Here is a 25,938-nt window from a genome sequence, read left to right as displayed (position 1 = left end):
GGTCACTTGACTCCCTTGATGCGGTAGACGAGAACGGCGCCGGCGAGTGCGACGAGCGCTCCGAAGAGGTACCAGGTCGTGTAGCCGCCCAGCGGCGTCGCGGCGCCGAGAGCGATGATGCTCGGCGCGATGGCCGGGGCGATCGACTGGGGAAGGGCGTTGGCGATGTTGAGCACGCCGAGGTCCTTCGCCACGTCGTCGGGGTTGGGCAGCACTTCGGTCGCCAGCGCGAGATCGACCGACAGGAACGACCCGGCACCGAGTCCGATGATGGCCTGAGCGACGATGACGACGGCGATCGACGGAGCGATCGCGAGGATCACGAGGCCCACGACCATGATGACGCCGGCGATCGCGACGAACGGCCGGCGCTTGCCGATCTTGTCGGAGAGGAATCCGCCGAGCGGCGCGGAGATAGCCATCGCGGCCATGGAGGCGAGGTTGGCGATCAGGATCGTGCCGACTGCGCCCTGCTCGTCGAGCTGGAACTTGGTCACCAGGTAGAGCGGCAGGAAGGTGGCGATGCCCGCGTAGCCGAACATCACGAAGAACTTCGTGAGCCAGGTCCATCCGAAGTCGGGGTGCTTGCGGGGGTTGAACACGAACGAGCCGAAGAACGTGCCGACCGTGAAGCGCGTGGCGGGCTTCTCGGTGAGACGACGGTCCTTGAGGGTGAGCACGAACACGATGACGAGGATCAGCGCGATGGCACCGGGGACGAAGAAGCGCTCGAAGTCGCCGGGGAGGAAGTTGACGATGAAGCTGCCGGCGAGGATGCCGATGGGGGTCGTGATGCCGATGATGCCCGACACCTTGCCACGGCTCGAGACCGGCACCTGATCGGGCAGGGTCGCGTTGGCCGCCGCGAGCACGGCGTTCATGGATGCCTGCACGAGGCACCACGCGAGAAGAACGACGAGCACCGAGGTCGCGGCGCCGATGATCGCGAAGCCGCCGAGACCGACGATCGCACCGCCGAGGATCCAGGGGCGACGCATGCCCCACCGCGAGGTCGTGCGGTCGGAGAGGCGACCGACGAGGGGATTCGCGACGAGCGCGAAGGCCGCACCGACACCCATCACCAGTCCGAGGCTCGCCTCGGTGTTGGTGGGGTCGAGCCGCTGGATCTTGAAGGCCATCGACACCATCACCGGGGTGAGCAGGGCGAGGTAGACGCCGAAGTTCACGGCGGCGAGTCCGGGGGTGTAGCCACGGGGCGTCTTCAGCGGGGTGGTGCCGGGAACTTTGAAACCGGTCGTTCCTACGGCGGCCGCGGTGGCGGCCGATGACAGCTCTGTCACGGGTGGATCCTTTCGGGCAAGGTGCGCCGGTCATCTGCGACACGACGTGAGGATGACAATACCGGAATATCGACCGATTGGTAAGTGAATGTCTACCGATTGGTAATGAGAGAGAATGAGAGGGAAGGGTGGACGGGATGACGACAGCAGCCACGATGGGCTCGCGCCAGGCGCGCGCCGCGGCCACGCGTCAGCGGATCGTGGACGCGGCCCGAGAGCTCTTCGTCTCGAACGGATACCGTTCGACGTCCCTGCGCGACATCGCCGCCGCGGCATCCGTGAGCCATCCGGGGCTGCTCGGACATTTCGCGTCGAAGGACGACCTGCTCGCCGAGGTCGTCGCCGGTTTCGAGGACGACAACGAACGGGCATTCGACCTGCTCGCTGCGGCATCCGATTCCGGTGAACTGATCTTCGCGGACGTGGCTCGACGCAACGCGCGCACCCCCGGCTACCTCGAGCTCTTCGCCGCGCTCACCGGGGAAGCATCCGCCTCCGGACACCCGGCGCACGAGCGGATGCGCCAGCGGTATGCACGCCTGCACCGCCTCAGCACGGATGTCCTCGAAGATGCGGCGCTGCATGGGACGATCGGCGCCGACCGCGACGTCGCGGACGAGTCCGTGCGTCACAGCGCGGGCTGGGACGGGCTGCAGCTGATCTCTCAGTATCTGCCTGACCGGGTCGACGTCGTGCAGATGCTCGAGGAGCGCGAATCCCTGTGGGCACTGCCCTACGGGTGGCGGGATGCCGACAGCCCCGACCCTTCTCCGACCGCTACCGGCCCCTTGCCGCCGGTGTTCGGAGAGCCCGCCGTCGACGACTCCCCGGGATACGAGGTGGGACGGCGCCGCCGCGCGCAGATCCTCGCCGACGCCTCACGCCTGTTCTCCCAGGACGGCTACGGGGACACCAGTCTTCGGGACATCGCTCAGGCTGTCGGCGTCTCGAAGTCCACTCTGCTCCACCACTACCCGTCGAAGGAACTGCTGCTCAGCGCGGTGCTCTCCGAGCGCGACAGCGCGATCCGTGTGCGCAGCGAGTCCACCCATGCCGAGCGAGCCGCCGACGCGCTGCGCGCGATCCCGCTCGGAGCACGTGTGAGCGCACTCGACGAGCCCGGCCTCATCGAGGTCTACGCGGTGCTCTCCTGCGAAGCGGTGCCGGCCATGCACCCTGCGCACGACTACTTCGCCACGCGGTTCTCCCAGGCGATCGACTACTTCACCGAGCTGTTCCGTCTCGCCCGCATCGACGGCGATCTGCCCGAGCACCGCGACCCCGAGCACGAGGCGATCTGGCTGATCGCCCTGTGGGACGGCCTGCAGTACCAGTGGCTCTACGACCGCGGGGCCGTCGACGTCGGCGCCCACCTGCGCGCGCATCTCGAAGACGTGCTGCCGAGCTGAACGGCGCCCTGCGTCAGCCGGCCGCGATGACGGTGAGCACTCCCTCGCCGTAGGCATCCCGCTTCTTGGCGCCGATCCCCGTGATCCCGTCGAGGTCGGCCAGCGAAGCCGGACGATGCTCGGCGAGCGCACGCAGCGTCGCATCGCCGAAGACGATGTACGCCGGAACGCCCTGCTCGCGCGCCGTCTCGGCGCGCCACGCCCGCAGCGCCTCGAAGAGCGGGCGGTCGGACTGATCGAGCGCGTCCGCCGCACTCGCCTTGCGTGCCCGCGGCGACGAAGCGGGGCGTCCGATCGTGTCCTTGCGCAACGGCACCGGGGTCTCGCCCTTCAGCACGCCGGCCGACTGCTCGCCCGGAGCGAGCGTGCCGTAGTCGCCCTGCGCCACGATGATCCCCCGTGCGAGCAGCTGGCGGACGACGCTGCGCCAGTCCTGGTCGGAGAGGTCGGCGCCGATTCCATAGGTCGCGAGCTTCTCGTGCCCCTGCTGACGGATGCGCTCGGTCGAGGCTCCGCGGAGGATGTCGATCAGATGCCCGGCTCCGAAGGCCTGATTGCGCTCGCGCTTGAGCCGCACGATCGTCGAGAGCAGCTTCTGTGCCGGGATCAGGCCGTCGAAGGTCTCGGTCTCGTCGAGGCACGTGTCGCAGTTGCCGCACGGCTGCGAGTCCTGCCCGAAGTAGCCGAGAAGGTTCTGGCGGCGGCACTCGACCGTCTCGCACAGCGCGAGCATCGCGTCGAGGTGCTGCCCCAGGCGCATCTTGAACGTGCGATCGCCCGGGCTCTGGTCGATCATGCGACGCTGCTGCACCACGTCACCCAGGCCATAAGCCATCCAGGCGATCGACGGCTCGCCGTCACGGCCCGCGCGACCGGTCTCCTGGTAGTAGCCCTCGACGGACTTCGGCAGGTCGATGTGAGCGACGAAGCGCACATCGGGCTTGTCGATTCCCATGCCGAAGGCGATCGTCGCGACCATCACGACGCCGTCCTCGCGCAGGAACCGGGACTGGTTCTTCGCGCGCACCTCGGCCGGAAGACCGGCGTGATACGGCAGCGCGTCGAAGCCCTGAGCGGCGAGATAGGTCGCGGTCTGCTCGACGGACTTCCGGCTCAGCGCGTAGACGATGCCGACTGAGCCCTCCGGCTGCGCGCGGATGAACGAGACGAGCTGCTTGCGCGGATCGACCTTGGGCACGATCCGATACTGGATGTTGGGCCGGTCGAAGCTGGCCACGTAGTGCTGGGCGGCGTCGAGACGCAGTCGCTCGGTGAGCTCCTTGTGCGTCGCCCGGGTGGCGGTGGCCGTGAGCGCCATGCGCGGTACACCGGGGAACCGCTCGCCCAGATCGCCGAGTGCGAGGTAGTCGGGGCGGAAGTCATGACCCCACTGCGACACGCAGTGCGCCTCGTCGATCGCGATGACGCTGAGCGTGCCGCGCTGCAGCAGGGCGGTCGTCTGCGGCGAGGACAGCCGCTCGGGGGCGACGTAGATGAGGTCGAGTTCGCCGGCGACGTACGCCCGTTCGACCTCGCGCCGCTCTTCGATCGCCTGGGTCGAGTTGAGATAGGCGGCGTTGACGCCGTTGGCCCGGAGCGCGTCGACCTGGTCGTGCATGAGAGCGATGAGCGGGCTGATCACGAGGCCGGTGCCCTCGCGCACGAGTGCGGGCACCTGATAGGTGACGCTCTTGCCGCCGCCGGTGGGCATGAGCACGACGGCGTCACCGCCCGAGATGACCTGATCGACGATCGCGGCCTGATCGCCGCGGAACTCGTCGTAGCCGAAGACCGTGTGCAGCGCCTCGGCCGCAGTCGCGTATCGGCTGGGGGCCGCCTGTCGCGCGGCCGTCGCCGTCACCCCGGGAGCAGACGAGCGTGCGGATGACCGCGCGGACGCCGGTCCGACCGGTGTCACGGGGCCCTGGCCCCAGTCGAGCGGCGGCTCGTACCCGGCGCCCTGCGGCTCCCAGTCCATCGGCTCGGGCGGCTCGGAGGGCTCCCACCCTGCGCCGTCCCACGGCTCGTCGGCGTAGGGCAGATCCTCGTACGGGTCACGGGGAGTCTGCGGCATCCCTCCAGCGTAACGACCCCCGCCGACGTCGGCCGCGCCTGTGGACGCTCAGCGGGCGTAGGTTTGTGGCAGACGCCCGAAGGAGCCCCGATGACCGACATCACCGTCACCCGCAACGACGACGCCTCCCGCTACGAGATCCACTCGGATGAGACGCTCGCGGGCTTCGCCGAGTTCGAGCTGCGTCCGAGCGCGATCCGCTTCATCCACACCGAGATCGACCCCGCGTTCCAGGGTCAGGGACTCGCGGGGATCCTCGCTGAGCGCGCCCTGACGGATGCCGCGGCATCCGGCGACGCGATCGTGCCGCTCTGCCCGTACATCGCGAAGTACCTGACGACGCATGAGATCCCGGGCGCCGAGATCCGCTGGCCGAAGCGGCCCGGCGCTGCTCCGACGGAGGCGTGATGATCGGCGAACGACGCATCGTCCTCGAGCCACGCGAGGTGCCGCTCGGCGGGGTGCGCGGGATGAACGTGCTGCGCGTGCTGCCGCATCGCAACCTCCCGACCATCGGGGCGTGGTGCTTCCTCGACCGGTTCGGCCCCGCCGACACCAGGATGCGGGTCGAACCGCATCCGCACATCGGGCTGCAGACCGTGACCTGGCCGCTGGTCGGAGAGATCCGTCACCGGGACTCGGTCGGCAGCGACGCCGACCTCCGCAGGGGCCAGCTGAACCTCATGACCGCCGGCAACGGCATCTCGCATTCGGAGTACTCGATCGGCGATGATCCGATCCCCCTCGACGCCCTGCAGTTCTGGGTGGTGCTGCCCGAGAGCTCACGGCACGGTGCTGCCGGTTTCGAACGGCACACCGAGCTGCCACAGCTGCCGCTCCCTGCCGACGAGGGTCAGGACGCCACCGCCACCGTCGTCCTCGGCGAGTTCGCCGGCACCTCATCGCCGGCCACCGTGCACACTCCGATCGTCGGCGCGGAGATCCGGATCCCCGCGGGCGCTCGTCTGCACCTGCCCCTGCGTTCGGGATGGGAGCACGGCCTCATGCTCGTCGAGGGTGATGCCGTCGTCGCCACGCACGGGATGTCGTCGAACGACATGCTGTACCTCGGCGACTCGAGGGACTCGGTCGAGGTGTCCAGCGCACAGGGAGCGCTGCTGTTCCTCATCGGCGGCGAGCCCTTCGAGGACGAGATCGTGATGTGGTGGAACTTCGCCGGACGCACGCACGAGGAGATCGTCGAGGCTCGCACCGAGTGGGAGGCGGCCTCCGCGCGGTTCGGTGTCGTCGAAGGGCACGATGTCCGCATCCCCGCTCCGCCTCTTCCCGACGTGCGGCTGATGCCGCGCGGCCGCAAGATCTGACGGCTCTGACTGCGACACCGCGCCCCGCGCGCGACGCGACGCGGCCTCGACGCGGCCCCGACGATGCGGCGACCGCACGCGACGGCGCCCCGCGCTCCGAAGAGCACGGGGCGCCGGCGCTGATCGCTACTGCGCGTCGACCGTCACGATCGTGCGCACGGCGGACTCGCCGTACTGCACGAGGCCGAGGTACCGGGTGCCGGCGGTGAGGCCGGTCCAGCTCAGCTCGTAGCTCGTCGCCTGGCCGCGGACGGCCTCGATCGGGTTCGGGGTCGCGGTGAACGCCCCTTCGCCCTCGGGCTGCACGTTGGCGTAGGTCATGTCCCACGTCATCGGGGCCGAGGTCGAGTAGACGTTCGCGACCACCAGGTAGGTGCCCGCCGTCGGAGCCGGGAGTGTGACCTGCTCATCCGCCGAACCGGTCGCCGACTGCCAGCGCTCGTAGTAGCGCAGGTCGTCGGCGCTCACGACCCGGTAGACGGTCAGGTCGAGGTCGCTGCCCGCGTCATCCGACGAGTCGAGGTCGAAGCGCGAGAGCGTCGTGCCCTCCGGCACGTCGACGATCCACGACACGTCCTTGTTCTCATCGCCCGACGCCTCATCGCCCGAGTGTCCGACGACACGGCCGTCGGGGTCCTCCAGCAGGGTGAACGGCGTGAGTCCCGAGAGCCCGAGCGCCAGAGCACCGTCGACGCCGGGGGTGATCTCGACCGTGGTCGCCCCCTCGACCCCGGTGCCCTCGACCTCGGCCGGCGCGTCGGCCGTCACGGGGAAGACCGCGATCGGCGAGCGCACCGAGTTGCTCTTGCTCGTCCAGGTGAGCGACCCGGTCGCCCACTGCTCGACGGGAGCACTCTGGTTGTCGAACGTGACCGTGTAGGTCGCGGTCTGGCCGGGCTTGGTGAACTTCAGCGTCGAGGGCTCGACGGTCACGTCGACGCCGGGCAGATCGACGGATGCCGTGAACGTGCCCTTCTCGGTCGCCGTCACCGTGCGGGTGACGCTCTGCGCGCTCGCGAGCGATCCGATCGAGAACGATGCGATGTTCAGGTCGCTGCCGTCGATCGGCTCGACGCCGTCGAACTCCGCCAGGCCCTTGCCCTCGAGGAACGCGGCCCAGTCGGGCACGTCGTTCAGGTAGAGCAGGCCCGGGTTGAAGTAGCGCTTCGGGTCGACCTGGCCCGCACCCTGCTGGAACGGGTCCTTGTTGGCCGAGCCGTCGGGGTTCACCGTGTCGTAGGCGGTCGTCATCATGGCCGACTTGACCTCAGCCGGCTTCGCGTTGGGACGCTCGCCGAGATACAGCGCCGCGAGACCGGCGATGTGCGGTGACGCCATCGACGTGCCCGACAGGATGCCGAAGGTCGGCGCCTCTCCGGGCCCGTTCTGCGTGGCCGCGAGGATCGCGACGCCGGGGGCTGCGATGTCGGGCTTCATGATGTCGCTGCCGTCGGCGAGCATCGGGCCACGGCTCGAGAAGCCGGCGATCTGCGGCACCGGGGTCACGACACCGGTCGTGTTCTCGCCGACGAGCGTGATCGGGCGATCGGCGCCGCCCTGCACATAGGCGAGCACGGCTGCGCGATGCACGGACGAGAGGTGCACGGTGGGCACCGCGTGGAAGTCGTTGTCGAGCGAGTCCGCACCACCGGGCACGTTCACGAGCACGACGCCCATGCCGCCGGCATCCTTCACGACCTGCGACTTCTCGGCGCGGGCGTTGCCCCCGCGGTCGCAGACCACGATGTGACCCGTGACCTTCGCCGCATCCAGCGTGCCCGGAAGGCACAGCGCGGCATCGGCGGCAGCCTGTCCGGCAGCCGGCGCGTCACCCGCGTAGATCGACGGCCCGGTGACGGTCGTGCCGAACGGCACGCTCACCGATGCGCCGGCCTGGGCGAAGCCGTCGAACTGCACGGTGCCCTCCCACGTCGGGATCGTCGATGCCGCGACCGTGGTGTACCAGGGGGAGGCGTGGTCGGCGGTGACGGAGTCGGGACCGTCGTTGCCGGCGCTCGTGGCGACGAAGACGCCGGCTGCCGCCGCGTTGAAGAACGCGATGTCCTCGGGGGCGAGCACGGTGGATGCCGCTCCGCCGCCGATCGAGTAGTTGATCACGTCGACGCCGTCGGCGACCGCCTGGTCGATGGCGGCGATCAGGTCGCTGCCCGCGCAGATGTCGTCGGTGGTGACGGCCTCATCGGGCCCGACGTAGCAGGCCTTGTAGGCGGCGACCTTGGCTCCGGGGGCGACCCCCGAGATCTTGCCGAAGTCGACGTCCTCGATCGAGGCCTTCACGCCGAAGTTGCCGGCCGCCGTGCTCGCGGTGTGCGAACCGTGGCCGTCACCGTCGCGCGGCGAGAGGTAGTCGTACTGGAAGTCGAATCCGGCCGCCTCGGCACCGGTGTAGAAGTACTGGGCTCCGATGAGCTTCGACGAGTAGTCGCCCTTGTCCCACTCCTGAGCCTCGACCATCGTGCTCTGGAACTGGCCGCCGTCGGACTTGTCGAAGTAGACGAAGGTGCCGTCGGTGTACGGCTGACCGCCCTTGTGGCGCTTGTCGTGCTTCGGCTGCTTCTTGAGCTTCTTGCCCTCGAAGGAGGGGTGCTCGGGAGCGATGCCCGTGTCGATGACACCCACGACCACGCCCTCGCCGGCCTTGTCGACGCCGCCGGTCTGCTGCCAGACGCCGCCACGCCCCTTCTTGTCATCGCCGAGACCGAGGAAGTCCGTCGAGGTCTGCGCGTCGGGGTGACGGATGAAGTCGGGGTAGACGTCGTACACGTCCTTCGACGCCCGCAGCTTGTCGACCTGCGCGCCCGTGAGCTCGGCGCTGAAGCCGTTGAGCACGACCTGGTAGCTGATCTCGGGAGTGACTCCCGCCTCCTGCGCGACCGTCTGCTGCTCGGCCTCGAGGTGCTGCACGTAGCGCTGCGAATCCTGCGACTGCGTCTCGAGCTGCTCGCCTTCGGCGGGCTTGGTGGCCTTGAGCCCGTTGACGTCGCCGGTGTAGCTCGCGAGCGGATCGGACTTCAGCACGACGATGTAGTGACCGGGCGTGCCGTCGACCGGAGTGGGGTTTGTCACCTCCTCCGTGCCTGCGTAGCCTGCGGTTGCCGTCGATGCGATGAACAGCGTTGCCAGGGTGGTGGCCGCTGCCATCCGGAGGGGTGTTCGACCCATGTGCTTCTCCCGATGATCACGGTGCGACTGCGGTGCCGCACCGCCGTTCAAGCTACGCCCGGCTTCCGTCCACACACCAGGGTCGGGGATTATTCCTGGACGAACGGCCAGCCGTGTCGACAATGGTCGACAGTAGGCTGGAGGGGTGGCCCCCTCCCCCGTTCTGACGACCCGCGTGCTGCTGGTCTGCGCCGCGATCGGCGTCGCCACGGGCATCCTCGGGGGGATCGCCGGGCTCATCACGCCGGTCGTCATCGTGGGCGCTCCGTATCTCTACGGACTCGTGCTCGGCTCGCACGTGCTGCCGGGGATCATCGCTCAGGAGGTGCTGCGCCGCCCCTTCGTGGCCCTCGTCACGCACGTGTTCGCCGCCCTCATCTCGAGCGCGTTCAATCCCGCCTGGACGCTGCGCTTCATCGGCACCGCACTGCTGTTCGGGGCGATCCAGGAGGGCATCGCCGCGCTCACCCGCTACCGCTCCTGGGGCCCTTGGCGCTTCTTCATCTCCGCAGCGATCATCGGGGTCATCGTGGCCGTCGTGGTGTTCTTCGCCGTCGACCTCGCGACCTTCCCGCTGTGGGCGGAGATCTCCTACCTCGTGATCGCGGTGCTCGGTCCGATCGCGTGGACCGCAGCAGGACTCGCGATCGGATCTTCTCTCAGCCGCGCAGGCGTCGCTCGGCGCTGATCACGGCGTCCGAACCTTCCGAGCCGTCCGACCTGTGCAGATCAGGTAAGGCTCAGCTAAGTTAGAACGGTACCGATCCGCTGAAACCGGGGTTATGCCGTGCGCTCATCTGCGCCTCTCCTCCGCGTGCGTGACCTCTCGATCACCCACGCCGATGCTGTGCACCCCTCGCCGCGGGACGTCACCTTCGACATCGATGCCGGCGAGGTGGTGCTGCTGCTCGGCCCTTCGGGTTCGGGCAAGTCGACGCTCACGCTCGCGCTCAACGGGCTGATCCCGCACGCCGTGCCCGCGACCATGACGGGATCGGTCGAGGCCGGCGGAGTCAGCACGGCGGATGCCGACACCGCATCGCTGAGCACCCACGTCGCGATGGTCTTCCAGGACCCGGACGCCCAGATCGTCACCGGCACGGTCTACGACGAGGTCGCCTTCGGCCCCGAGAACCTGCTGTTGTCGCTCGACGAGGTGCGCACGAGAACCGAAGACGCACTGCGCCGTGTCGGCCTGTGGGAGCGGCGCGATGAGAACCCCGATCGCCTGTCCGGCGGCGGGCGTCAGCGTCTCGCGATCGCGTGCGCGTTGGCGATGGGGTCGCCCCTGATCGTGCTCGACGAACCGACCGCGAACCTCGATCCGCAGGGCATCGACGACGTCTACGCCGCACTGACCGACGTGATCGCAGCGGGCGACCGCGGCATCCTGCTCGTCGAGCACAATCTCGACGCCGCGATGGGGTTCCTGACCCGCACGATCGTGCTCGACCGCGCAGGGCGGGTCGTCTTCGACGGACCGCCGGCCCGGATCATCCGGGAGCACGCGGCGGAGCTCGTCGAGATGGGTGTCTGGCTGCCTGCGGCGACACTCGCGGCGCTGCGGATGCGGGATGCCGGAACACTGCATCTCGACGACCTTCCATTGACACCCGAGGAGCTCGCCGCGGCACTGGCGGCGGCATCCGCCACTCCTGACCCGTCCGGTGTGCAGGACCACGGCACGGATGCAGGACCGGATACCGCTGTCTCCTCCGGCATCCGTGCGTCGGTCCTGCAGACGCACGAAGGAATGACGGATGCGGCAGACCGTGCAGCCACTCCGATCGTCCGCGCCCGCGGGCTGACGGTTCGTCGTCACCGCACGGAGATCCTGCACGGCATCGACCTCGACATCGAGGCGGGAACCCTGACGGCGATCGTCGGGACCAACGGCGCCGGAAAGACCACCCTTCTGCAGGCGCTCGCCGGTGTCGTCCCGCCGCCCCGGCGGCAGGTCACGGTCGACGGCATGGACCCCGGGTCGGCCTCGCCGCGCGAGCTCTCGAGCCGCATCGGGTTCGTGTTCCAGAACCCGGAGCACCAGTTCATCGCGCACACCGTGTTCGACGAGCTCGCGCACGGACTTCGGCTGCGGCACACCCCGGATGCCGAGACGCGCGAGCGCGTCGACGCCATGCTGATGCGCTTCGGCCTCGAGGCCAAGGCCGATGTGCATCCGTTCCTGCTCTCGGGCGGCGAGAAGCGCCGCCTCTCGGTCGGCACGGCCCTGATCACCCGCCCGCGGGTGCTCGCCCTCGACGAACCGACATTCGGCCAGGATCGTGCACGGGCGTCCGAGCTCCTCACTCTGCTGCACGACCTGCGTGACGAGGGGACGACGATCGTCATCGTGACCCATGACCTGCAGCTCGTCGCCGAGCACACGTCGCACACGGTGATCTTGAAAGACGGTCGCGTGCACGCCGCCGACCGCACCGACGCGCTCTTCGCCGACGAGACGCCGTTCGTCGAGGCGGGGCTCCGCCTTCCGGCGCTGCAGCGCGTGCTCGCCGCAGCGGGACGGGCGATCGCATGACCGCCCACGCCTTCGACCCGTATGCCGCGATGTCGGCATCGTCTCGGCGCCAGTTCCTGTATGCGCTCAATCCGCTGGCGAAGGTCGCGGGAGTCGCCCCGGCCATGGTGCTGCTGATCTTCGTGCGCGACCTCGCCACGCCCGCCGCCTTCCTGGCACTGTCGCTCGCGCTGATCGTCCTCGGATCGCGGGTGACCTGGCGCATCGCCGCGGTGCTGTTCCTCGCACTCCCACTCGGCATGATCGCCATCGGGCTCGGGTTCTCGCTGTGGGTCGACGCCGAGATCGTGCGCGACACCGCTGCCGTGGTGCAGCTCGGCGACTGGACGCTGCGCCAGGGCGCCCTCGCGATCGGCTTCGCCACGGCTCTGCGGCTCGGCGCGATCGTCTCCCTCGCACTCATCGGCGGCCTGACCACCACCGGCCCCGACCTCGTGCGCGCCAGCGTGCAGCAGCTGCGGGTGCCCTACCGCATCGGCTACACGGCCCTGGCCGCGTTCCGCTTCGTGCCGCGCTTCGGGCACGAGCTCGCGGTGATCAGAGCCGCGCATCGCGTGCGAGGGCACCATGGGGGCAGCAGTCCCTTCGCGCGCATCGCTCGCGGCTGGGGATACATCGTTCCGCTGCTCGCGGGTGCGATCCGCCACGCCGAGCGCGTGGCCCTGGCCATGGACTCTCGGGCCTTCGGCGCGCACTCGACGCGCACCGAGAGGCACCTCGTGCCGTTCCGCATCCGAGACACCGTCTTCATCGTCGCCTCGATCGCCGCATCCGCCGCGATCTTCATGCTCTTCTTCCCCTGGCAGCTGCCCTGAAAGGCGCCCGCATGGCATACAGCAGACTGGTCAAGCCCGAGACCGCCGAACTCCTCCATCTCAGCGTGCTGCGCACCGAGCGCCTCTCCGAGCACTGGATGAGGGTCACGCTCGGAGGCGGTGAGATCGAGAAGTTCCGCCCGATGGGCTTCGACCAGTGGTTCCGCCTGTTCCTGCCGATCGGCGGCGATGCGGGGCTCGACCGCGTTCCCGCGAAGGCGAACAAGATGTTCGGATACCTCAGGTTCCTGCGGATCCCCGACGGCGAGCGCCCGGTCATGCGCAACTACAGCGTGCGCGCGTACCGGGGGGCCACCGCCGAGTCGGGCGCCGAGATCGACATCGACTTCGTGCTGCACGGGTCTGCGGCCGACGGCACGGCCGGCCCCGCGTCGCGCTGGGCGGAGACCTGCGAACCCGGCGAGCACGTGCTCATCATCGACGAGGGCCTCACGTTCAACCCGCAGCGCGGAACGGATCGCGTGGTGCTGGTCGGCGATCAGACGGCGCTCCCCGCGATCGCCTCGATCTGCGCGTCACTGCCTGCGGACGCGACGGGAACGGCGATCATCGAGGTGCCGTCCGAGGCCGACGCTCTGGAGTTCCCGCACCCCGCCGGCGTCGAGATCATCTGGCTCGCGCGGCCGCACGAGTTCGACCCGGGGTCGTTCGCCCTCGCCCGGCTGCGCGAGCTGACGCTGCCGGCAGCGCCGTTCCACGCGTACGCCGCGGGCGAGCAGTCGCTGGCCTCGGGTGCACGCAAGCATCTCGTCGGCGAGCGCGGTGTCGACAAGAACGACGTGAGCTTCTGCGGCTACTGGAAGATCGGCGCGGCCTCGCCCACCTCGAAGGCGGCCCGCGAAGCTGCGGCGGAGCCCCTCGCATGAACGGCGCGGATGCTGTGAACGGTGCGGGGTCGGAAACGCACCGCGAATCGGGCTCCGAGGTGCAGAATCGACCCCGCACCGGCGGCGGACGCTCGCGATTCCGCATCCCGACGGCGATCCTGCTGACGTGCGCGGCACTCGGAGTCGCCGGTGGCGCGCTCCTCGCCCCGGCGAACTGGATCTCGACGATCCTCTTCCCCGGCCTGCCCTTCGTGAGCGTGGCGCTGGCCGGCCTCTGGCTGCTCCCCTCGGTGATCGCCCTCCGCCTGCTGCGGCGCCCACTCGTCGGCCTGCTGGTGGGCCTGCTGGCCGGTCTCGTGATCGTGCCGTTCTCGGGCCACGGCTTCAGCAGCGTGGCCACCAACCTCTGGTGGGCGGCGTTCACCGAGCTGCCGTTCCTGTTCGTCCTCTGGCGCTACTGGGGAACCTGGCTGCACTACCTCGGGGCACTGATCGTCGGCATCGTCTACCCGATCCTCGCCTGGGCCTCGTTCGATCTCGGCAGCTTCGGGCTTCCCCTCCAGATCACCTTCTTCGCCGTGACCCTCGGCAGCTGCCTCGGCGCCACCGCACTCGGCATCCTCATCGCCGATCGGCTGCGCAAGGCCGGCGTCGGTGGCCGACTGCCCCGCTGACCCGCGCTGGCTCCTGTCCGCCTGCGCGCCTGCAGGCCCGTTTCCTGCGGGCAGCCGTGCCATCGACAGGAGAAGGGCCCCGGATGCCGGCATCCGAGGCCCTTCTCTGAGAGGTTCGTCAGCGCTTGCCGACGATCTGGCGGCCGACGAGGTCGCGCATGATCTCGTTCGTGCCGCCGTAGATGCGGTGCACACGGGCGTCGGTGAAGGCGCGGGCGATCGGGTACTCCATGATGTAGCCGTAGCCGCCGTGCAGCTGCACACCCGTGTCGAGCACCTCCCACTCGCGCTCGGTCGCCCAGAACTTGACCTTCGCAGCGTCCTCGGCGGTGAGGGTGCTGTTCTTGTAGGCGAGCAGCGCACGGTCGATGTACGCCCACATCGCGTCGGTGGTCGCCGCCATGTCGGCGAGCCGGAAGCGGGTGTTCTGGAAGTCGGCGATGCGCTCACCGAACGCCTCACGGTCCTTCGTGTAGGCGACGGTCCAGTCGAGGGCGGCCTGGGCGGCAGCGGCCGCGGCCACGCCGATCGACAGCCGCTCGAGCGGCAGGTTCAGCATCAGTTGGATGAAGCCCTGCCCCTCCTTGCCGCTGATGAGGTTCTCGTCGGGGATGAACACGTCGGTGAAGCTGAGCTCGGCCGTGTCCCAGCCGTGGAAGCCCATCTTGCTGAGCTTCTTGCCCTGATCGAAGCCCTCCATGCCCTTCTCGACGAGCAGCAGGCTGAACGCGTCGGGACGGTTGCCCTCACCGGTCTTGACGAAGGTCACCACGACGTCGGCCGTCGAGCCCGACGAGATGAACGTCTTGGCGCCGTTGAGGATGTAGCCCCCGTCGACCTTCTTCGCGTTGGTCTTGATGCCGCGCAGGTCAGAGCCCGCGCCGGGATCGGTCATGGCGAGCGCACCGAGCACCTCGCCCGTTGCCATGCGGGGCAGCCACTTCTCCTTCTGCTCCTGCGTGCCCATGTGTACGAGGTAGGGCACGGCGAGGTCGTCCTGGATGCCGAAGGCACCGGCGAGCGACCCTGCTCCGGAAGCGATGACCTCCTCCATGACGATGGTGCGGAAGCGGTAGTCCTGCAGCATGCCGGCACCGCCGAACTCCTCGGGGACGGACAGTCCGATCAGACCGGCCTCGCCTGCGGCCAGCATCGTCGCCCGGTCGATCTCACCCGCGGCATCCCACCGCTCGATGGCCTCGTTGTTCACGTGGCGCTTGACGAAGTCCTTGACGAGGTCGCGGAAGGCCTCGTGATCCTCTTCGTAGATGTCGCGTTCCATTGCGTCCTCCCGAACGTTCGTGCGTCATTGCTCCGGCGATTCTATGCCGGGTCGCCGACACCGCGACAGCTCGTTGTGAGAATGCATCCCACAATCCGTGAGACTCGGTACCGCGATTGTCGGATGCCGCAATGCGGTCGCACACGCGCCGCTGTCACTGCACTCAGTGGGCGTAATCAGGGGCCGCGGGGAGCCCGAAGAACTCCTCCAGCGTGTGATAACCGCCGTGGTGATACGCCGCCGCGAGCTCGCGTCCGAGATATCGCAGGTGCCAGGGCTCGGGCTTGTATCCGGTGATGCCGGAGCCGACCTGCTCGTAGCGCACGATGAAGCCGTACTCCCAGGCGTTCGCCGCGATCCACTGCCCCTGCACCGTCGCGCCGAACGACTCGATGGCTCCGCACGACGAATCGCACGCCACGAGATCGAGCGCCAGCCCCGTCTGATGCTCGCTGTGACCGGCACGCGCCGACGAGGCGTCCGCTCCCGCCTGCCCGCTGTTGCGCACATGCGAGGCGTGGGTCACGACCTGCAGCTCATACGATCGGTAGCCGTTGTTCGCTCCGATGCGCCCCGCGCCCTCGGCGGCCGCCGCATCCGCCATCTCTCCGACCGCCGCGGCGACGTCCGTCCGCGCCTGACCGGAGCGGGTGGTCATCTGCAGCGGAAGGTCGGCGAGCGCCGACGGCGCGAAGGAGACCGGAGCGAGCGGACGCGCCTTGTTGACGACGACCCAGACGTGAGCCGGGTCGTCGAGCGCGATGCAGGGTGCGTTGCCCGCCACGACAGCGGAACGGAAGCTCTCGCCACCCCCGAAGCCGGCGATGATCGCCGCATCGTCGGCGACGGCTATCGCCTCGAGCACGCTCGGCTCCGAACACGGATCGGCAGCGGTGGTCGCACCGACCTCGACCGCCGGCACCTCCTGCACGACGGACGGCTGCGGCATCGCCAGCTCGTCGGTCGTCTCGGCCACCGGCGCACCGGCCAGCGACAGCAGGACGCCGATCGCCGTCGCCGCGAGACCGATGGGCAGTGCGGGTCCGCGGATCGGGGAGCGCGGCGCCGCATGCTGAGGCTGCGGCGGGAAGAACATGCTTCCATTGTCCCTCATGTCCATTCGAACAGAATTCACACGCTCGGTTGACGGAGTATCGTCTTTATGTTCGAATGGAGGACATGCGGTGGCAAGGACAGAAACTCGGTGACGTCGACGCCGCTGCGCTGCCCGGCCTCGAAGATCGCTCCAGCGTGCTCCGCACGGTGACTACGCCGGAGTTCGCAGGCATGACGTTCCATGAGGTGCTGTCGAAGTCGGCCCTCAACCATGTACCCGGCGCATCGCGCATGCCGTTCGCCTGGACCATCAACCCGTACCGCGGGTGCAGCCATGCCTGCGTCTACTGCTTCGCCCGAGGAACGCACGAGTATCTCGATCTCGACGGCGGATCGGACTTCGATTCGCAGATCGTCGTGAAGGTCAACGTCGTCGAGGTGCTGCAGAAGGAGCTGCGTCGCGGCAGCTGGGAGCACGAGACGGTCGCTCTGGGCACGAACACCGATCCGTATCAGCGCGCCGAGGGTCGGTACAAGCTGATGCCGGGGATCATCGATGCCCTCGCGACGTCGGGCACACCGATGTCGATCCTCACCAAAGGCACCCTGATCAGGCGCGACATCCCGCTGCTGGTGCGGGCGGCGCAGCGTGTTCCCGTCGACATCCAGATGTCCATCGCGATGTACGACGACGATCTGCAGAAGGCGATCGAACCCGGGACTCCGACGACCCAGGCACGGCTCGACACGGTACGCGCACTGCGGGATGCCGGCTTCCGCGTCACCGTCTTCCTGATGCCGATCATGCCCCACATGACCGACTCGGTCGAGGCGATCGACACCGCCCTGCGGCGCATCAAGGAGGCCGGAGCGAGCCGCGTGATCTACGGCGCCCTGCACCTGCGCGCCGGAGTGAAGCCCTGGTTCATGCTGTGGCTCGAGGGTTTCCGCCCCGACCTCGTGTCGTCGTATCGCGGGTTGTACCCCGGAGTCTCCGCCGAGGCGCCGAAGGGCTACCGCCAATGGCTCGCGAAGCGCGCACGGCCGCTGATCAGACTGCACGGACTCGATGGGCAGCACGAGGACGACTACCCCGTGCGCGGCATCCGGGCTTCTGCACCGCACGGGAGGCCGGCGCCCGCATTCACGCCAGCGCCCGCCCCCGCACAGCCGATGCTGTTCTGAACGCCGGTCCGGTGGAGCGTCGGAGGTCGGGAAGCCACCCCCGGGGCGCGTAGGCTCGAGCGTTATGGCTACCGGCTCCACGATGCACACGTTCGACGTCCAGTTGGCCGACATGGATCGCGGTGTCTACGACGACTACTCGCTGCGCGTGGCGCGGCATCCGTCCGAGACCGACGCCTACATGCTGACCCGCGTGCTCGCCTATGGACTCGAGTTCACCGAGGGCATCGCATTCGGCGGCGGCATCTCGCAGACCGATGAGCCCGCCGTGCTGGTGCGCGACCTCACCGGGAAGACGACGGCGTGGATCGAAGTCGGCGCCCCCGATGCAGAGCGCCTCCACTACGGCAGCCGCCTCGCCGAGCGCACCGTCGTCTATACGCACCGCGACCCCGCGAAGGTCATGGCGCCGTGGGCCGACAAGCGCATCCACCGCTCCGAGGACCTCCGGGTCTACAGCTTCGACCCCGGCTTCATCGACTCCGCGGCACCGCTCATCGCACGCCGCAACACGATGACGCTCACCGTGACCGAGCAGGTGCTCTACCTCGACCTCAACGGCACGACACTGACCACGGCCATCCACGAGCACCAGCTCGGCTGAGCCGCACGCTCGGAAGGAGATCACGCGCTCCGTAGGAGCGATCCGACGCGTCAGCCCTTCGGAGTGAGAGATCTCCTTCGCAGGACGCGCACCCGACCGCACCGCGCATCCCTGTGCCGCAGATCGGCCGAGCAAACGACGAAGGCCCCGCCGCCGCGAATGCGGGAGCGAGGCCTTCGAACGTGACGGATCAGGCCGTGAGGTCGGCGGCGGTCGGCACGCGACCGGCGATCTCCTCGATCAGGTCGTCGTCGATGCGCGCGTTCTCGAATGGCGCGTCGATCTCCGCACGCTCCAGCAGCTCGGTCATGCGACGCTGGCGCTGACGCGTGATGAGCGTGACGACGCGTCCCGAGCGACCGGCGCGGCCGGTGCGGCCTGAACGGTGCAGGTACGTCTTGTACTCGTCAGGAGCGTCGGCCTGCACGACCAGGTCGATGTCGTCGACGTGGATTCCGCGGGCGGCGACGTCGGTGGCGACGAGCACGTTCACGCGACCCGACGTCAGGCGCTCCAGGTTGCGCGTGCGCTTGGCCTGGTTGAGGTCACCGTGCAGCGAGACCGCGGGGATGCCGGCGTCGTCGAACTGCTCGGCGAGCATGTCGGCGTAGGCGCGGGTGCGGGCGAAGACCAGGGTCTTGCCGTCGCGGTCGACGAGCGAGGTGAGGATCTCGGCCTTGTCGCGGTGCTCGATCACGAGCACACGGTGCTCGATGGTGCTCGAGTCCTGATCTTCACCGGCGACCTCGTAGACGGCCGGGTCGACGAGGAACTCGTCGACGAGTGCCGCGACCTCACGGTCGAGCGTGGCCGAGAAGAGGAGCTTCTGGCTGCCGTCGGCCGTGTGACGCAGGATACGCTGCACGGGCTCGACGAATCCGAGCTCGCACATGTGGTCGGCCTCGTCGAGCACCGCGATGCGGCAGTCGGAGAGGTCGAGCTTGCCCTGGTTGATGAGGTCCTCGACACGACCGGGGGTGCCGATGACGATGTCGACGCCCTTCTTCAGCGCACCCACCTGACGGCCCTGCGGGACGCCACCGTAGATCTGCGTGGTGAACAGGCCGACGCTGCGGGCGATCGGCTGGATGGTCCGGTCGATCTGCAGTGCGAGCTCGCGCGTGGGAGCGAGGATGATCGCGCGCGGCGAGCGGCCGAACTCACGGCGCTTGCCCGCCTGCGACTGCAGCACGCGCTCGACGAGCGGTGCGCCGAAGGCGATGGTCTTGCCTGAGCCGGTGCGGCCACGGGCGAGGACGTCGCGCCCCTCGAGCACGGCCGGGATGCTGGCCGCCTGGATGGGGAACGGAGTCGCCGCTCCCATGCCGACGAGGGTCTCGACGATGTTGGATCCGAGACCCAGGTCGCCGAAGGTCACACCGTCGACCTCGACCGCCGCGACGGACTTGGCCTCGAGGCGCTCGTGCACGACGTCGTCCGTCGGCTCGAACTTCTTGGCGGGTGCCGCGCTCGATGTGGCGTTCCAGTCGTTACGGCTGGGTCGCTCATTGCGCGACGGCCGCCCGCGGGTGTCTGACGTCAGCGGGCGGGGACGATCGGTGCGGTACGCGCCACCGGTCGAGGGACGCGAACGCTCGTCACGCCCACCCTCGATCGACCGCTGCGTGCGGTCGCGGTCGAAGGCACGGCGTGCGCGGTCGGCGTCGTAGGAACGCTCGGCGCCGCGGTCATCGCGACGCGGGCCCGCGCCACGGTCGTCACGACGCGGGCGGTCGTCACGGTCGAAGCGGGGACGCTCGGATGCCGCGCGGTTGAAGCGCGGACGCTCGGATGCGCCGCGGTCGTCGCGCTGCGGGCGCTCGTCACGGGAGAAGCGCTGACCACCGCGATCGTCGCGGAAGCCGCCGGAGCGCTGGTCACGGCCCGGACGTCCGCCATCGCGGTGATCGTTGTCGCGGAAGCCCTGGCGCTGCGTGCCCGCACCGCGGTCGTCGCGGCGCGGACGCTCGTCGCGCTGGCCGCCGCGCTCATCGCGGTACGTACCGGGACCGGTCGGACGCTGGCCGCCGCGGTCATCGCGACGCGGACGGTCGAAGCCCGTGGAGGAACGGTCGTTGTAGCGGGGGCGCTCGGCACGATCGTCGAAGCGCGGACGCTCGGAACCGCCACGGTGCGGTGCCTCGCGGCGACCCGACTCCGCACGGTTGCGGATGCCACGGGCCTCATCGCGACCCGCGCGCTCCTGCGAGGACCAGCGCTGCTTGGGTGCGCCCTCTTCTGCGGGACGGTAGCCGCGGTGGCTGGCGCTGCGGCTGCCGGGACGACGGTCGACGCCGGCCGCCGGGGTGCGCCGCTCGCCGGCATCCGCTCGTCCGCCCCGCACGTCGCGGGAATCGCGGGTGCCGCGAGCGCTGTCGCGCCCACCGGCGTGGCGGTCGTGGAACGAGGTCTTGTTCGCGCCGTAGCGCGGCTCGAAGTTGGCGGAGGGGCGTCCGCCGCGGGGCTTCTTGTTCTTGGGCATGGGTGTGTCCTTCTGAGTTCTCGCACGAGAACAGCGCCGCGCACACGCGCGAGCACCCAGCGCCGGATCGGATGCGATCGGACGGGGTTCCGGACTGTCAGCGGCCGGGGCCATTCATGTGATGGTTGATTAGCGTCGAGCGACGCTCACCATCGGCCCCTGGACTCACACTTCTTACACAAAAACGTCCGCGCCATGCGCGGGTGTCCGAAGCCGACCCATCAAGTGTAGCGGTCGCACCTGAAAAACCGCCCAGCCCCATCGCGGATGCTGCTCGCCATACGATTGCGGAGTGAACTCCGCATCCCCCACCGGCACACAGGTGCACCTCCAGCTCGGCGACGTCAGCGCTCAGATCGCGCAGGTCGGCGCATCCCTCCGCTCGCTCCGCATCGGATCCGTCGATCTGATCGCCCCGTATCCACTCGACTCGCCGACCCCTTCCTGCTCGGGCGTCGTGCTCACGCCCTGGCCGAATCGCGTCAGGGATGGAGTCTGGAACGACGAGGGCACCGAGCGGCAGCTCGCGATCACCGAGCCGAAGTTCATGAACGCCAGCCACGGGCTGCTGCGATTCACGGCCTACGCGATCGAGGAGACGGCGTCGGCGACGACGCTGAGCGCCACGATCGTGCCGCAGACGGGCTACCCCTATCTCGTCGAGACCAGTGTCACCTACGTGCTGCGTGCCGACGGGATCGACGTCACGCACGCGCTGACCAACCGTTCCGCCACTGCGGCACCGGTGGCACTCGGCACGCATCCGTTCGTGACGATCGGCGACGTCGACCCGCACGAGCTCGTGCTGCGGGTGCCGGCGCAGACCGCGTTCGACACCGACGAGCGCATGCTCCCCACGGGCACGCACCCGGCGGATGCCGCGCTGCGCGACGGAGTGCGCATCGGCGATGTGAGCCTCGACACCGGATTCACCGACCTCCACCGTGATGCCGACGGGCTGGTCCGGCACTCGCTGACCGCCCCCGACGGTCGGCGACTCACCCTCTGGCAGGGCGCCGGGTTCGACTTCGTGCAGGTCTACACGACCGACAAGTACCCGGGCCAGTCCCTCGCGGTGGCGATCGAGCCCATGACCGCGCCCGCCGATGCACTGAACAGCGGTGTCGGCCTGCGCCGCCTCGCCCCCGGTGAGACCTGGACCCTCGACTGGGGCATCACGCTCGACTGAGCTCGGCGGCGCCCGCTCCACAACTCCGCCGGAAACGGCTGACGCCCGCCCGGAATGAAGTTCCGGGCGGGCGTCAGACTCCGTCGTGCGGAGGACGGGACGGCGAGGGCGACTACTCGCCGCGCTCGCGCAGCTCCCGGCGCGTCAGCTGATTCGCGTGCGGCAGCGACGAACCCGATTCCGCCGAGCCCGATTCCGACGTGCCCGCGCCGGCCAGCGCCAGATCGCCCGAAGGACGAGGGCCGTCCGAGGGGTCCGAGTCGCCGTTCGGTGCAGAGCCGTCGTCGCCCGACCCCGCCTTGCGGGCGCGTCGCCGCTCCTTCGCACCCTCGACCAGGTTGTAGAGCGTCGGCAGAACGATCAGCGTCAGAACGGTCGATGAGATGAGTCCACCGATCACGACGATGGCGAGCGGCTGCGAGATGAACCCGCCGTGCCCGGTGATGCCGAGTGCCATCGGGGTGAGCGCGAAGATCGTCGCCAGCGCCGTCATGAGGATCGGACGCAGACGCTTCTCGCCACCGGCCTTCACCGCATCGATCGTCGACAGCCCCTTCTCGCGATACTGGTTGACGAGGTCGATGAGCACGATCGCGTTGGTCACGACGATGCCGATGAGCATCAGCACACCGATCAGCGAGGCGACGCCGAGCGGCACACCCGTGACGATCTGCAGCAGGATCGCGCCCGTGGCCGCGAACGGCACAGAGACGAGCAGCAGCAGCGGCTGACGCAGCGACTTGAACGTCGCGACCATCACGACGTAGACGATCAGGATCGCGGCGAGCATGGCGAGCCCGAGCTGCGAGAACGAGTCGGCCTGCTGCGAGGCGACACCGCCCACCTCGGCCGACGCGCCGTCAGGCAGGTCGACCGCGGCCAGCGCCTCGGTGACCGACTGGGTCGCCACGGCGAGGTTGTCGGATGCCGGGGGCACCGTGATCGTGGCGGTGCGGCGTCCCTGCTCGGTGGTGATGGAGGTCGGGCCGTTGCGCTCCTCGACGGTCGCGATGTCCTGCAGCTGCACCACACCGGTGGCACTCGGGATGGTGAGCTCACGAAGCGCCTGCGCGGTGGCGGGCGGCTCGGATGCGGCGAGGTAGATCGTCAGCGCGGTGTCGTCGATCTCGACCGTGCCCACCTGCTGGGGGCGCATCGTGTTCGAGACGATGGATCCGACGGCGACCTCCGACAGTCCACGCTGCGCGGCGGCGTCGCGGTCGACGACCACGGCCAGGTACGGCAGAGCCGCGGCGAGGTTGTCGGTGACCTGTCCGATGCCGTCCCGACCGTCGAGCTCGTCCACCACGGCGGTGGTGGCGGTCTGCAGGTCTTCGGAGTCGGATGCCGAGACGGTGATCTCGATGTCGCTCGAGCCGAGTCCGGCGGAGGCGGCGACCGACACCTCACCGACGTCGGTGAGCCCCTCGATCGCGTCCTGGACATCGGCTCGGAGCTTCTCCTGGTCGGCATCCGCGTCGGTGAGCACCGAGTAGGTCACGCCCGCTCCGCCCGAGAACGCGTCACGCAGGGCGGATCCGCTCGAGCCGATCGAGGCCTGCACGTGGGTGATGCCGTCGATGTCGAGCAGTGCGTCCTCGACGGCGATCGCCGCCTCCGACTTGGTCTCCAGGCTCGCGGTCGGGCCGAGGTCCTGCGTCACCGTCATGGTGTTCTGACCGGAGTCGCTGAGGAAGTTGATCTTCATGAGCGGTGCGGCGGCGAGCGTCGCACCGAGCACCACGACGGCGAGCACGACGGTCAGGCCGGAGTGCTTCAGCGTCCAGCCGAGGATCGGACGGTAGCCCTTCTGCAGTCGCGTCGGCGGAGCGTCCGGGTCCTCCGGGTCGATCTGCACGCCGTTCTCATCGAGCAGCGGCTTGCCCGGGCGGAGGAACCAGTACGCGAGCACCGGCACGATGGTCAGCGAGACCAGCAGTGACGCGACCATCGCGATCGACACGGTCATGGCGAACGGCCGGAACAGCTCGCCGACCATGTCGCCGACGAACACGATGGGCAGGAAGACGGCGACCGTCGTGATGGTCGAGGATGTGACCGCCATCGCCACCTCGCGCACCGCCAGACGGATGGCGTCTCCCTTGTCGGCATCCCCCACGTAATGGCGTTTGATGTTCTCGATCACGACGATCGAGTCGTCGACCACACGGCCGATCGCGATCGTGAGCGCGCCGAGGGTGAGGATGTTCAGCGAGTAGCCGAACGCCTGCAGCCCGATGAAGGTGATGAGCACGCTGGTGGGGATCGAGATCGCCGTGACGAGCGTCGAGCGGATCGACAGCAGGAACACGAGGATGACGATCACGGCGAAGACGAGTCCGAGCAGGCCCTCGGTGGCGAGCGTCTCGATGGACTGCTGGATGAACGGAGCCTGGTCGAAGATGATCGTGAACTCGGCGTCGGGGAAGGCCTCGCCGATCGTGTCGAGCGCGGCGATGACACCCTGCGACACCTCGACGGTGTTCGCGGCCGGCAGCTTGGTGATCGAGATCGAGAGGGCGTCCTTGCCGTCGACGCGCGAGATCGACGAGATGGGGTCGCTCTCCTGCACCACCGTGGCGACGTCGCCGATGCTCTCGGTGGTGCCGACGAGCGGCAGCGCCGCGAGTTCATCGACCGAGGTGATCTTCGCACCGGTCTGGACGGTGAGCGTCTGGCCGTTCTCGGTGATGTCTCCGCCGGGGAACAGCGTGCCGTTCTGCTGCAGCGCCGTGGTGATGGCCTGCGTGCTCTGACCGATCGCCGCCAGCTTCGAGACGTCGGGTGTGATCGTGATGCGCTGGCCGACGCCGCCGATGATCTCCGCGGCGTTGACCCCGTCGACGTCTTCGAGTTCGGGGATCGCGACGCTCTGCAGCTCGGCCTGTGCGTTCTCGGCGTCCTCGAAGCCGGTCACGGCGACCTGGATCACCGGGAAGTCATCGATCGACACCGTCAGCACCTGCGGGCTCACGTCTTCCGGCAGCTGCCCCGAAATGCGGTTGATCGCCTGCTGGATCTTCTGCTCGGCGGTCGCGAGGTTGGTGCCGTAGGCGAAGGTGGCCTGCACGATCGAGGCGTTCGTCGTGCTCGTGGCGGTCGTGCCCTCGAGGCCGGGGACACCCTGGATCGCCGACTCGATGGGGGTCGAGACGTCGTTCTCGACGACCTCGGGCGAGGCGCCGGGGTAGGTCGTCATGACCATCAGGTTGGGCAGCTCGAGCGACGGGATGAGCTCCTGCTTGAGGTTCGTCAGAGCGAGCCCGCCGAACACGGCGGCGACGATCGTGATCAACGCGATCAGTGCGCGGTTCTTCAGACTCAGGACGGCGAGGTTCGACAAGGCGGATTCTCTCTCTGCGGGTCAGGCGGATGCTGCGGCGGTGGGTGCGGAGGTGGACGCCTGAGGAGTGAGGATCCCGGCGAGGGCGTCGCGGATGAGCTCTTCGTCGAGCGGCTCGTCGTGGATCTGAGAGTGCCAGAGTACGCCGTCGATGAAGACGGCTGCGGCCCTCGCTCTGTCGACCCCGTGAACGGGCGCGATGAAGCCGACGATCTCGTCGGACCACAGTCGCGCGAACTGCCGGACGCGCGGGTCATGCACCGCGGCGGTCACGACGGCGCGGTCGGCCTGGACTGCGCGTGCGTCCTCGAGCCCGCGGCGCACGAGGCGCGCGAGCCCCTCTGGCGTCACTCCCTCGATCACGACGGCCCGTCGTGTCGCGTCGATGCGCGCCTCGATCTCGGCGGCCAGCGCTCCGATCGCCGCGTCACGCAGATCGTCGAGCGTGGCGAAGTACTGCGTCGTCGATCCCAGCGGCACTCCGGCCCGGGCTGCGACCTTGCGGTGGGTGAGTGCGTCGACGCCGATCTCGACGATCAGCTCGGCTGCCGCGGTGATGATCTCGCGACGGCGCGCTTCAGGATCGCGGCGGCGGCGCGTGCCATCGCTCATCCTGACCCCCAGCGCGA

19 protein-coding genes are annotated in these 25,938 nt (G+C 69.0%); 11 read left to right on the top strand and 8 right to left on the bottom strand.

Annotation, left to right across the window (positions count from 1 at the left end):
• Positions 1 to 2 precede the first annotated feature (2 nt).
• On the bottom strand, positions 3 to 1,301 hold the full coding sequence (locus LQZ85_RS10500; RefSeq protein WP_056276597.1) for an MFS transporter: 1,299 nt from the start codon (positions 1,299 to 1,301) through the stop codon (positions 3 to 5).
• A gap of 137 nt (positions 1,302 to 1,438) precedes the next feature.
• Here LQZ85_RS10500 and LQZ85_RS10495 point away from each other — a divergent pair, with 137 nt between their 5' ends.
• Positions 1,439 to 2,710 (top strand): TetR/AcrR family transcriptional regulator, encoded by a 1,272-nt coding sequence (locus tag LQZ85_RS10495; protein WP_056276593.1) that lies wholly within the window; start codon positions 1,439 to 1,441, stop codon positions 2,708 to 2,710.
• 13 nt (positions 2,711 to 2,723) lie between these two features.
• Here the strand turns inward: LQZ85_RS10495 and recQ are convergent, their stop codons facing one another.
• Positions 2,724 to 4,784, bottom strand: coding sequence for a DNA helicase RecQ (recQ, locus tag LQZ85_RS10490; protein WP_056276590.1), 2,061 nt, complete (start codon positions 4,782 to 4,784; stop codon positions 2,724 to 2,726).
• A gap of 90 nt (positions 4,785 to 4,874) precedes the next feature.
• On the opposite strand from recQ, the gene LQZ85_RS10485 reads away from it, so the two are divergent.
• Positions 4,875 to 5,192 carry a GNAT family N-acetyltransferase gene (locus LQZ85_RS10485; RefSeq protein ID WP_056276588.1) on the top strand — a complete coding sequence of 106 codons (318 nt, stop codon included), beginning with the start codon at positions 4,875 to 4,877 and terminating at the stop codon, positions 5,190 to 5,192.
• Positions 5,192 to 6,109 carry a pirin family protein gene (locus LQZ85_RS10480; protein WP_056276585.1) on the top strand — a complete coding sequence of 306 codons (918 nt, stop codon included), beginning with the start codon at positions 5,192 to 5,194 and terminating at the stop codon, positions 6,107 to 6,109. The genes LQZ85_RS10485 and LQZ85_RS10480 overlap by 1 nt, the downstream gene beginning before the upstream one ends.
• Positions 6,110 to 6,235: 126 nt before the next feature.
• Here LQZ85_RS10480 and LQZ85_RS10475 read toward each other — a convergent pair whose 3' ends face one another.
• A complete protein-coding gene (locus tag LQZ85_RS10475; RefSeq protein WP_230100869.1) occupies positions 6,236 to 9,292 on the bottom strand; it encodes a S8 family peptidase in 3,057 nt (1,018 codons plus the stop codon).
• Positions 9,293 to 9,437: 145 nt separating this feature from the next.
• Here LQZ85_RS10475 and LQZ85_RS10470 point away from each other — a divergent pair, with 145 nt between their 5' ends.
• The 5 genes from LQZ85_RS10470 to LQZ85_RS10450 all read left to right on the top strand — a co-directional run bounded on the left by LQZ85_RS10470 (position 9,438) and on the right by LQZ85_RS10450 (position 14,168).
• Positions 9,438 to 9,980 (top strand): ECF transporter S component, encoded by a 543-nt coding sequence (locus tag LQZ85_RS10470; protein WP_056276581.1) that lies wholly within the window; start codon positions 9,438 to 9,440, stop codon positions 9,978 to 9,980.
• 99 nt (positions 9,981 to 10,079) lie between these two features.
• Positions 10,080 to 11,831 carry an ABC transporter ATP-binding protein gene (locus tag LQZ85_RS10465; protein ID WP_056276576.1) on the top strand — a complete coding sequence of 584 codons (1,752 nt, stop codon included), beginning with the start codon at positions 10,080 to 10,082 and terminating at the stop codon, positions 11,829 to 11,831.
• Positions 11,828 to 12,646, top strand: a complete 819-nt coding sequence (locus LQZ85_RS10460) for an energy-coupling factor transporter transmembrane component T (RefSeq protein ID WP_056276573.1) — start codon at positions 11,828 to 11,830, stop codon at positions 12,644 to 12,646. Before LQZ85_RS10465 ends, LQZ85_RS10460 begins: the two co-directional genes overlap by 4 nt.
• 11 nt (positions 12,647 to 12,657) lie before the next feature.
• Positions 12,658 to 13,533 (top strand): siderophore-interacting protein, encoded by an 876-nt coding sequence (locus LQZ85_RS10455; RefSeq protein WP_230100868.1) that lies wholly within the window; start codon positions 12,658 to 12,660, stop codon positions 13,531 to 13,533.
• On the top strand, positions 13,530 to 14,168 hold the full coding sequence (locus tag LQZ85_RS10450; protein ID WP_082586489.1) for an ECF transporter S component: 639 nt from the start codon (positions 13,530 to 13,532) through the stop codon (positions 14,166 to 14,168). The genes LQZ85_RS10455 and LQZ85_RS10450 overlap by 4 nt, the downstream gene beginning before the upstream one ends.
• Positions 14,169 to 14,286: 118 nt before the next feature.
• On the opposite strand, the gene LQZ85_RS10445 is transcribed toward LQZ85_RS10450, so the two are convergent.
• Positions 14,287 to 15,450: an acyl-CoA dehydrogenase family protein gene (locus LQZ85_RS10445; protein WP_053098639.1), complete on the bottom strand. Its 1,164-nt coding sequence runs from the start codon at positions 15,448 to 15,450 to the stop codon at positions 14,287 to 14,289.
• 163 nt (positions 15,451 to 15,613) lie between these two features.
• Complete coding sequence (locus LQZ85_RS10440) at positions 15,614 to 16,546, bottom strand: M15 family metallopeptidase (protein ID WP_056277687.1); 933 nt, start codon at positions 16,544 to 16,546, stop codon at positions 15,614 to 15,616.
• Positions 16,547 to 16,629: 83 nt separating this feature from the next.
• Between LQZ85_RS10440 and LQZ85_RS10435 the strand changes: the two genes are divergently transcribed.
• Positions 16,630 to 17,691 carry an Rv2578c family radical SAM protein gene (locus LQZ85_RS10435; RefSeq protein WP_056277685.1) on the top strand — a complete coding sequence of 354 codons (1,062 nt, stop codon included), beginning with the start codon at positions 16,630 to 16,632 and terminating at the stop codon, positions 17,689 to 17,691.
• Positions 17,692 to 17,755: 64 nt separating this feature from the next.
• The gene (locus LQZ85_RS10430) at positions 17,756 to 18,295 is read left to right on the top strand and encodes a YaeQ family protein (RefSeq protein WP_053098637.1); all 540 of its coding nucleotides are present in this window, start codon (positions 17,756 to 17,758) and stop codon (positions 18,293 to 18,295) included.
• A 190-nt stretch (positions 18,296 to 18,485) separates the two neighbouring features.
• Here the strand turns inward: LQZ85_RS10430 and LQZ85_RS10425 are convergent, their stop codons facing one another.
• On the bottom strand, positions 18,486 to 20,777 hold the full coding sequence (locus LQZ85_RS10425; RefSeq protein ID WP_056276568.1) for a DEAD/DEAH box helicase: 2,292 nt from the start codon (positions 20,775 to 20,777) through the stop codon (positions 18,486 to 18,488).
• A 292-nt stretch (positions 20,778 to 21,069) separates the two neighbouring features.
• Between LQZ85_RS10425 and LQZ85_RS10420 the strand changes: the two genes are divergently transcribed.
• Positions 21,070 to 21,966, top strand: coding sequence for an aldose 1-epimerase family protein (locus tag LQZ85_RS10420; protein ID WP_056276567.1), 897 nt, complete (start codon positions 21,070 to 21,072; stop codon positions 21,964 to 21,966).
• Positions 21,967 to 22,078: 112 nt separating this feature from the next.
• Here the strand turns inward: LQZ85_RS10420 and LQZ85_RS10415 are convergent, their stop codons facing one another.
• Together LQZ85_RS10415 and LQZ85_RS10410 are read right to left on the bottom strand one after the other, a co-directional pair.
• Positions 22,079 to 25,309: an efflux RND transporter permease subunit gene (locus LQZ85_RS10415; RefSeq protein ID WP_056276564.1), complete on the bottom strand. Its 3,231-nt coding sequence runs from the start codon at positions 25,307 to 25,309 to the stop codon at positions 22,079 to 22,081.
• Between the two features lie 21 nt (positions 25,310 to 25,330).
• A complete protein-coding gene (locus LQZ85_RS10410; protein ID WP_056276561.1) occupies positions 25,331 to 25,921 on the bottom strand; it encodes a TetR family transcriptional regulator in 591 nt (196 codons plus the stop codon).
• Positions 25,922 to 25,938: the final 17 nt, after the last annotated feature.

Origin of the sequence: Microbacterium sp. Bi98, assembly GCF_918698045.1 — a bacterium.
Lineage (GTDB): Bacteria > Actinomycetota > Actinomycetes > Actinomycetales > Microbacteriaceae > Microbacterium.
This window is presented reverse-complemented; position numbering and strand designations above follow the sequence as displayed.

Coding starts and splice junctions, on each gene's coding strand:
- LQZ85_RS10495 (WP_056276593.1), top strand. CDS start 1,439: ATGACGACAGCAGCCACGATGGGCTCGCGCCAGGCGCGCGCCGCGGCC.
- LQZ85_RS10430 (WP_053098637.1), top strand. CDS start 17,756: ATGGCTACCGGCTCCACGATGCACACGTTCGACGTCCAGTTGGCCGAC.
- LQZ85_RS10410 (WP_056276561.1), bottom strand. CDS start 25,921: ATGAGCGATGGCACGCGCCGCCGCCGCGATCCTGAAGCGCGCCGTCGC.
- LQZ85_RS10475 (WP_230100869.1), bottom strand. CDS start 9,292: ATGGGTCGAACACCCCTCCGGATGGCAGCGGCCACCACCCTGGCAACG.
- LQZ85_RS10425 (WP_056276568.1), bottom strand. CDS start 20,777: ATGCCCAAGAACAAGAAGCCCCGCGGCGGACGCCCCTCCGCCAACTTC.
- LQZ85_RS10460 (WP_056276573.1), top strand. CDS start 11,828: ATGACCGCCCACGCCTTCGACCCGTATGCCGCGATGTCGGCATCGTCT.
- LQZ85_RS10440 (WP_056277687.1), bottom strand. CDS start 16,546: ATGTTCTTCCCGCCGCAGCCTCAGCATGCGGCGCCGCGCTCCCCGATC.
- LQZ85_RS10435 (WP_056277685.1), top strand. CDS start 16,630: ATGCGGTGGCAAGGACAGAAACTCGGTGACGTCGACGCCGCTGCGCTG.
- LQZ85_RS10485 (WP_056276588.1), top strand. CDS start 4,875: ATGACCGACATCACCGTCACCCGCAACGACGACGCCTCCCGCTACGAG.
- recQ (WP_056276590.1), bottom strand. CDS start 4,784: ATGCCGCAGACTCCCCGTGACCCGTACGAGGATCTGCCCTACGCCGAC.
- LQZ85_RS10455 (WP_230100868.1), top strand. CDS start 12,658: ATGGCATACAGCAGACTGGTCAAGCCCGAGACCGCCGAACTCCTCCAT.
- LQZ85_RS10480 (WP_056276585.1), top strand. CDS start 5,192: ATGATCGGCGAACGACGCATCGTCCTCGAGCCACGCGAGGTGCCGCTC.
- LQZ85_RS10445 (WP_053098639.1), bottom strand. CDS start 15,450: ATGGAACGCGACATCTACGAAGAGGATCACGAGGCCTTCCGCGACCTC.
- LQZ85_RS10450 (WP_082586489.1), top strand. CDS start 13,530: ATGAACGGCGCGGATGCTGTGAACGGTGCGGGGTCGGAAACGCACCGC.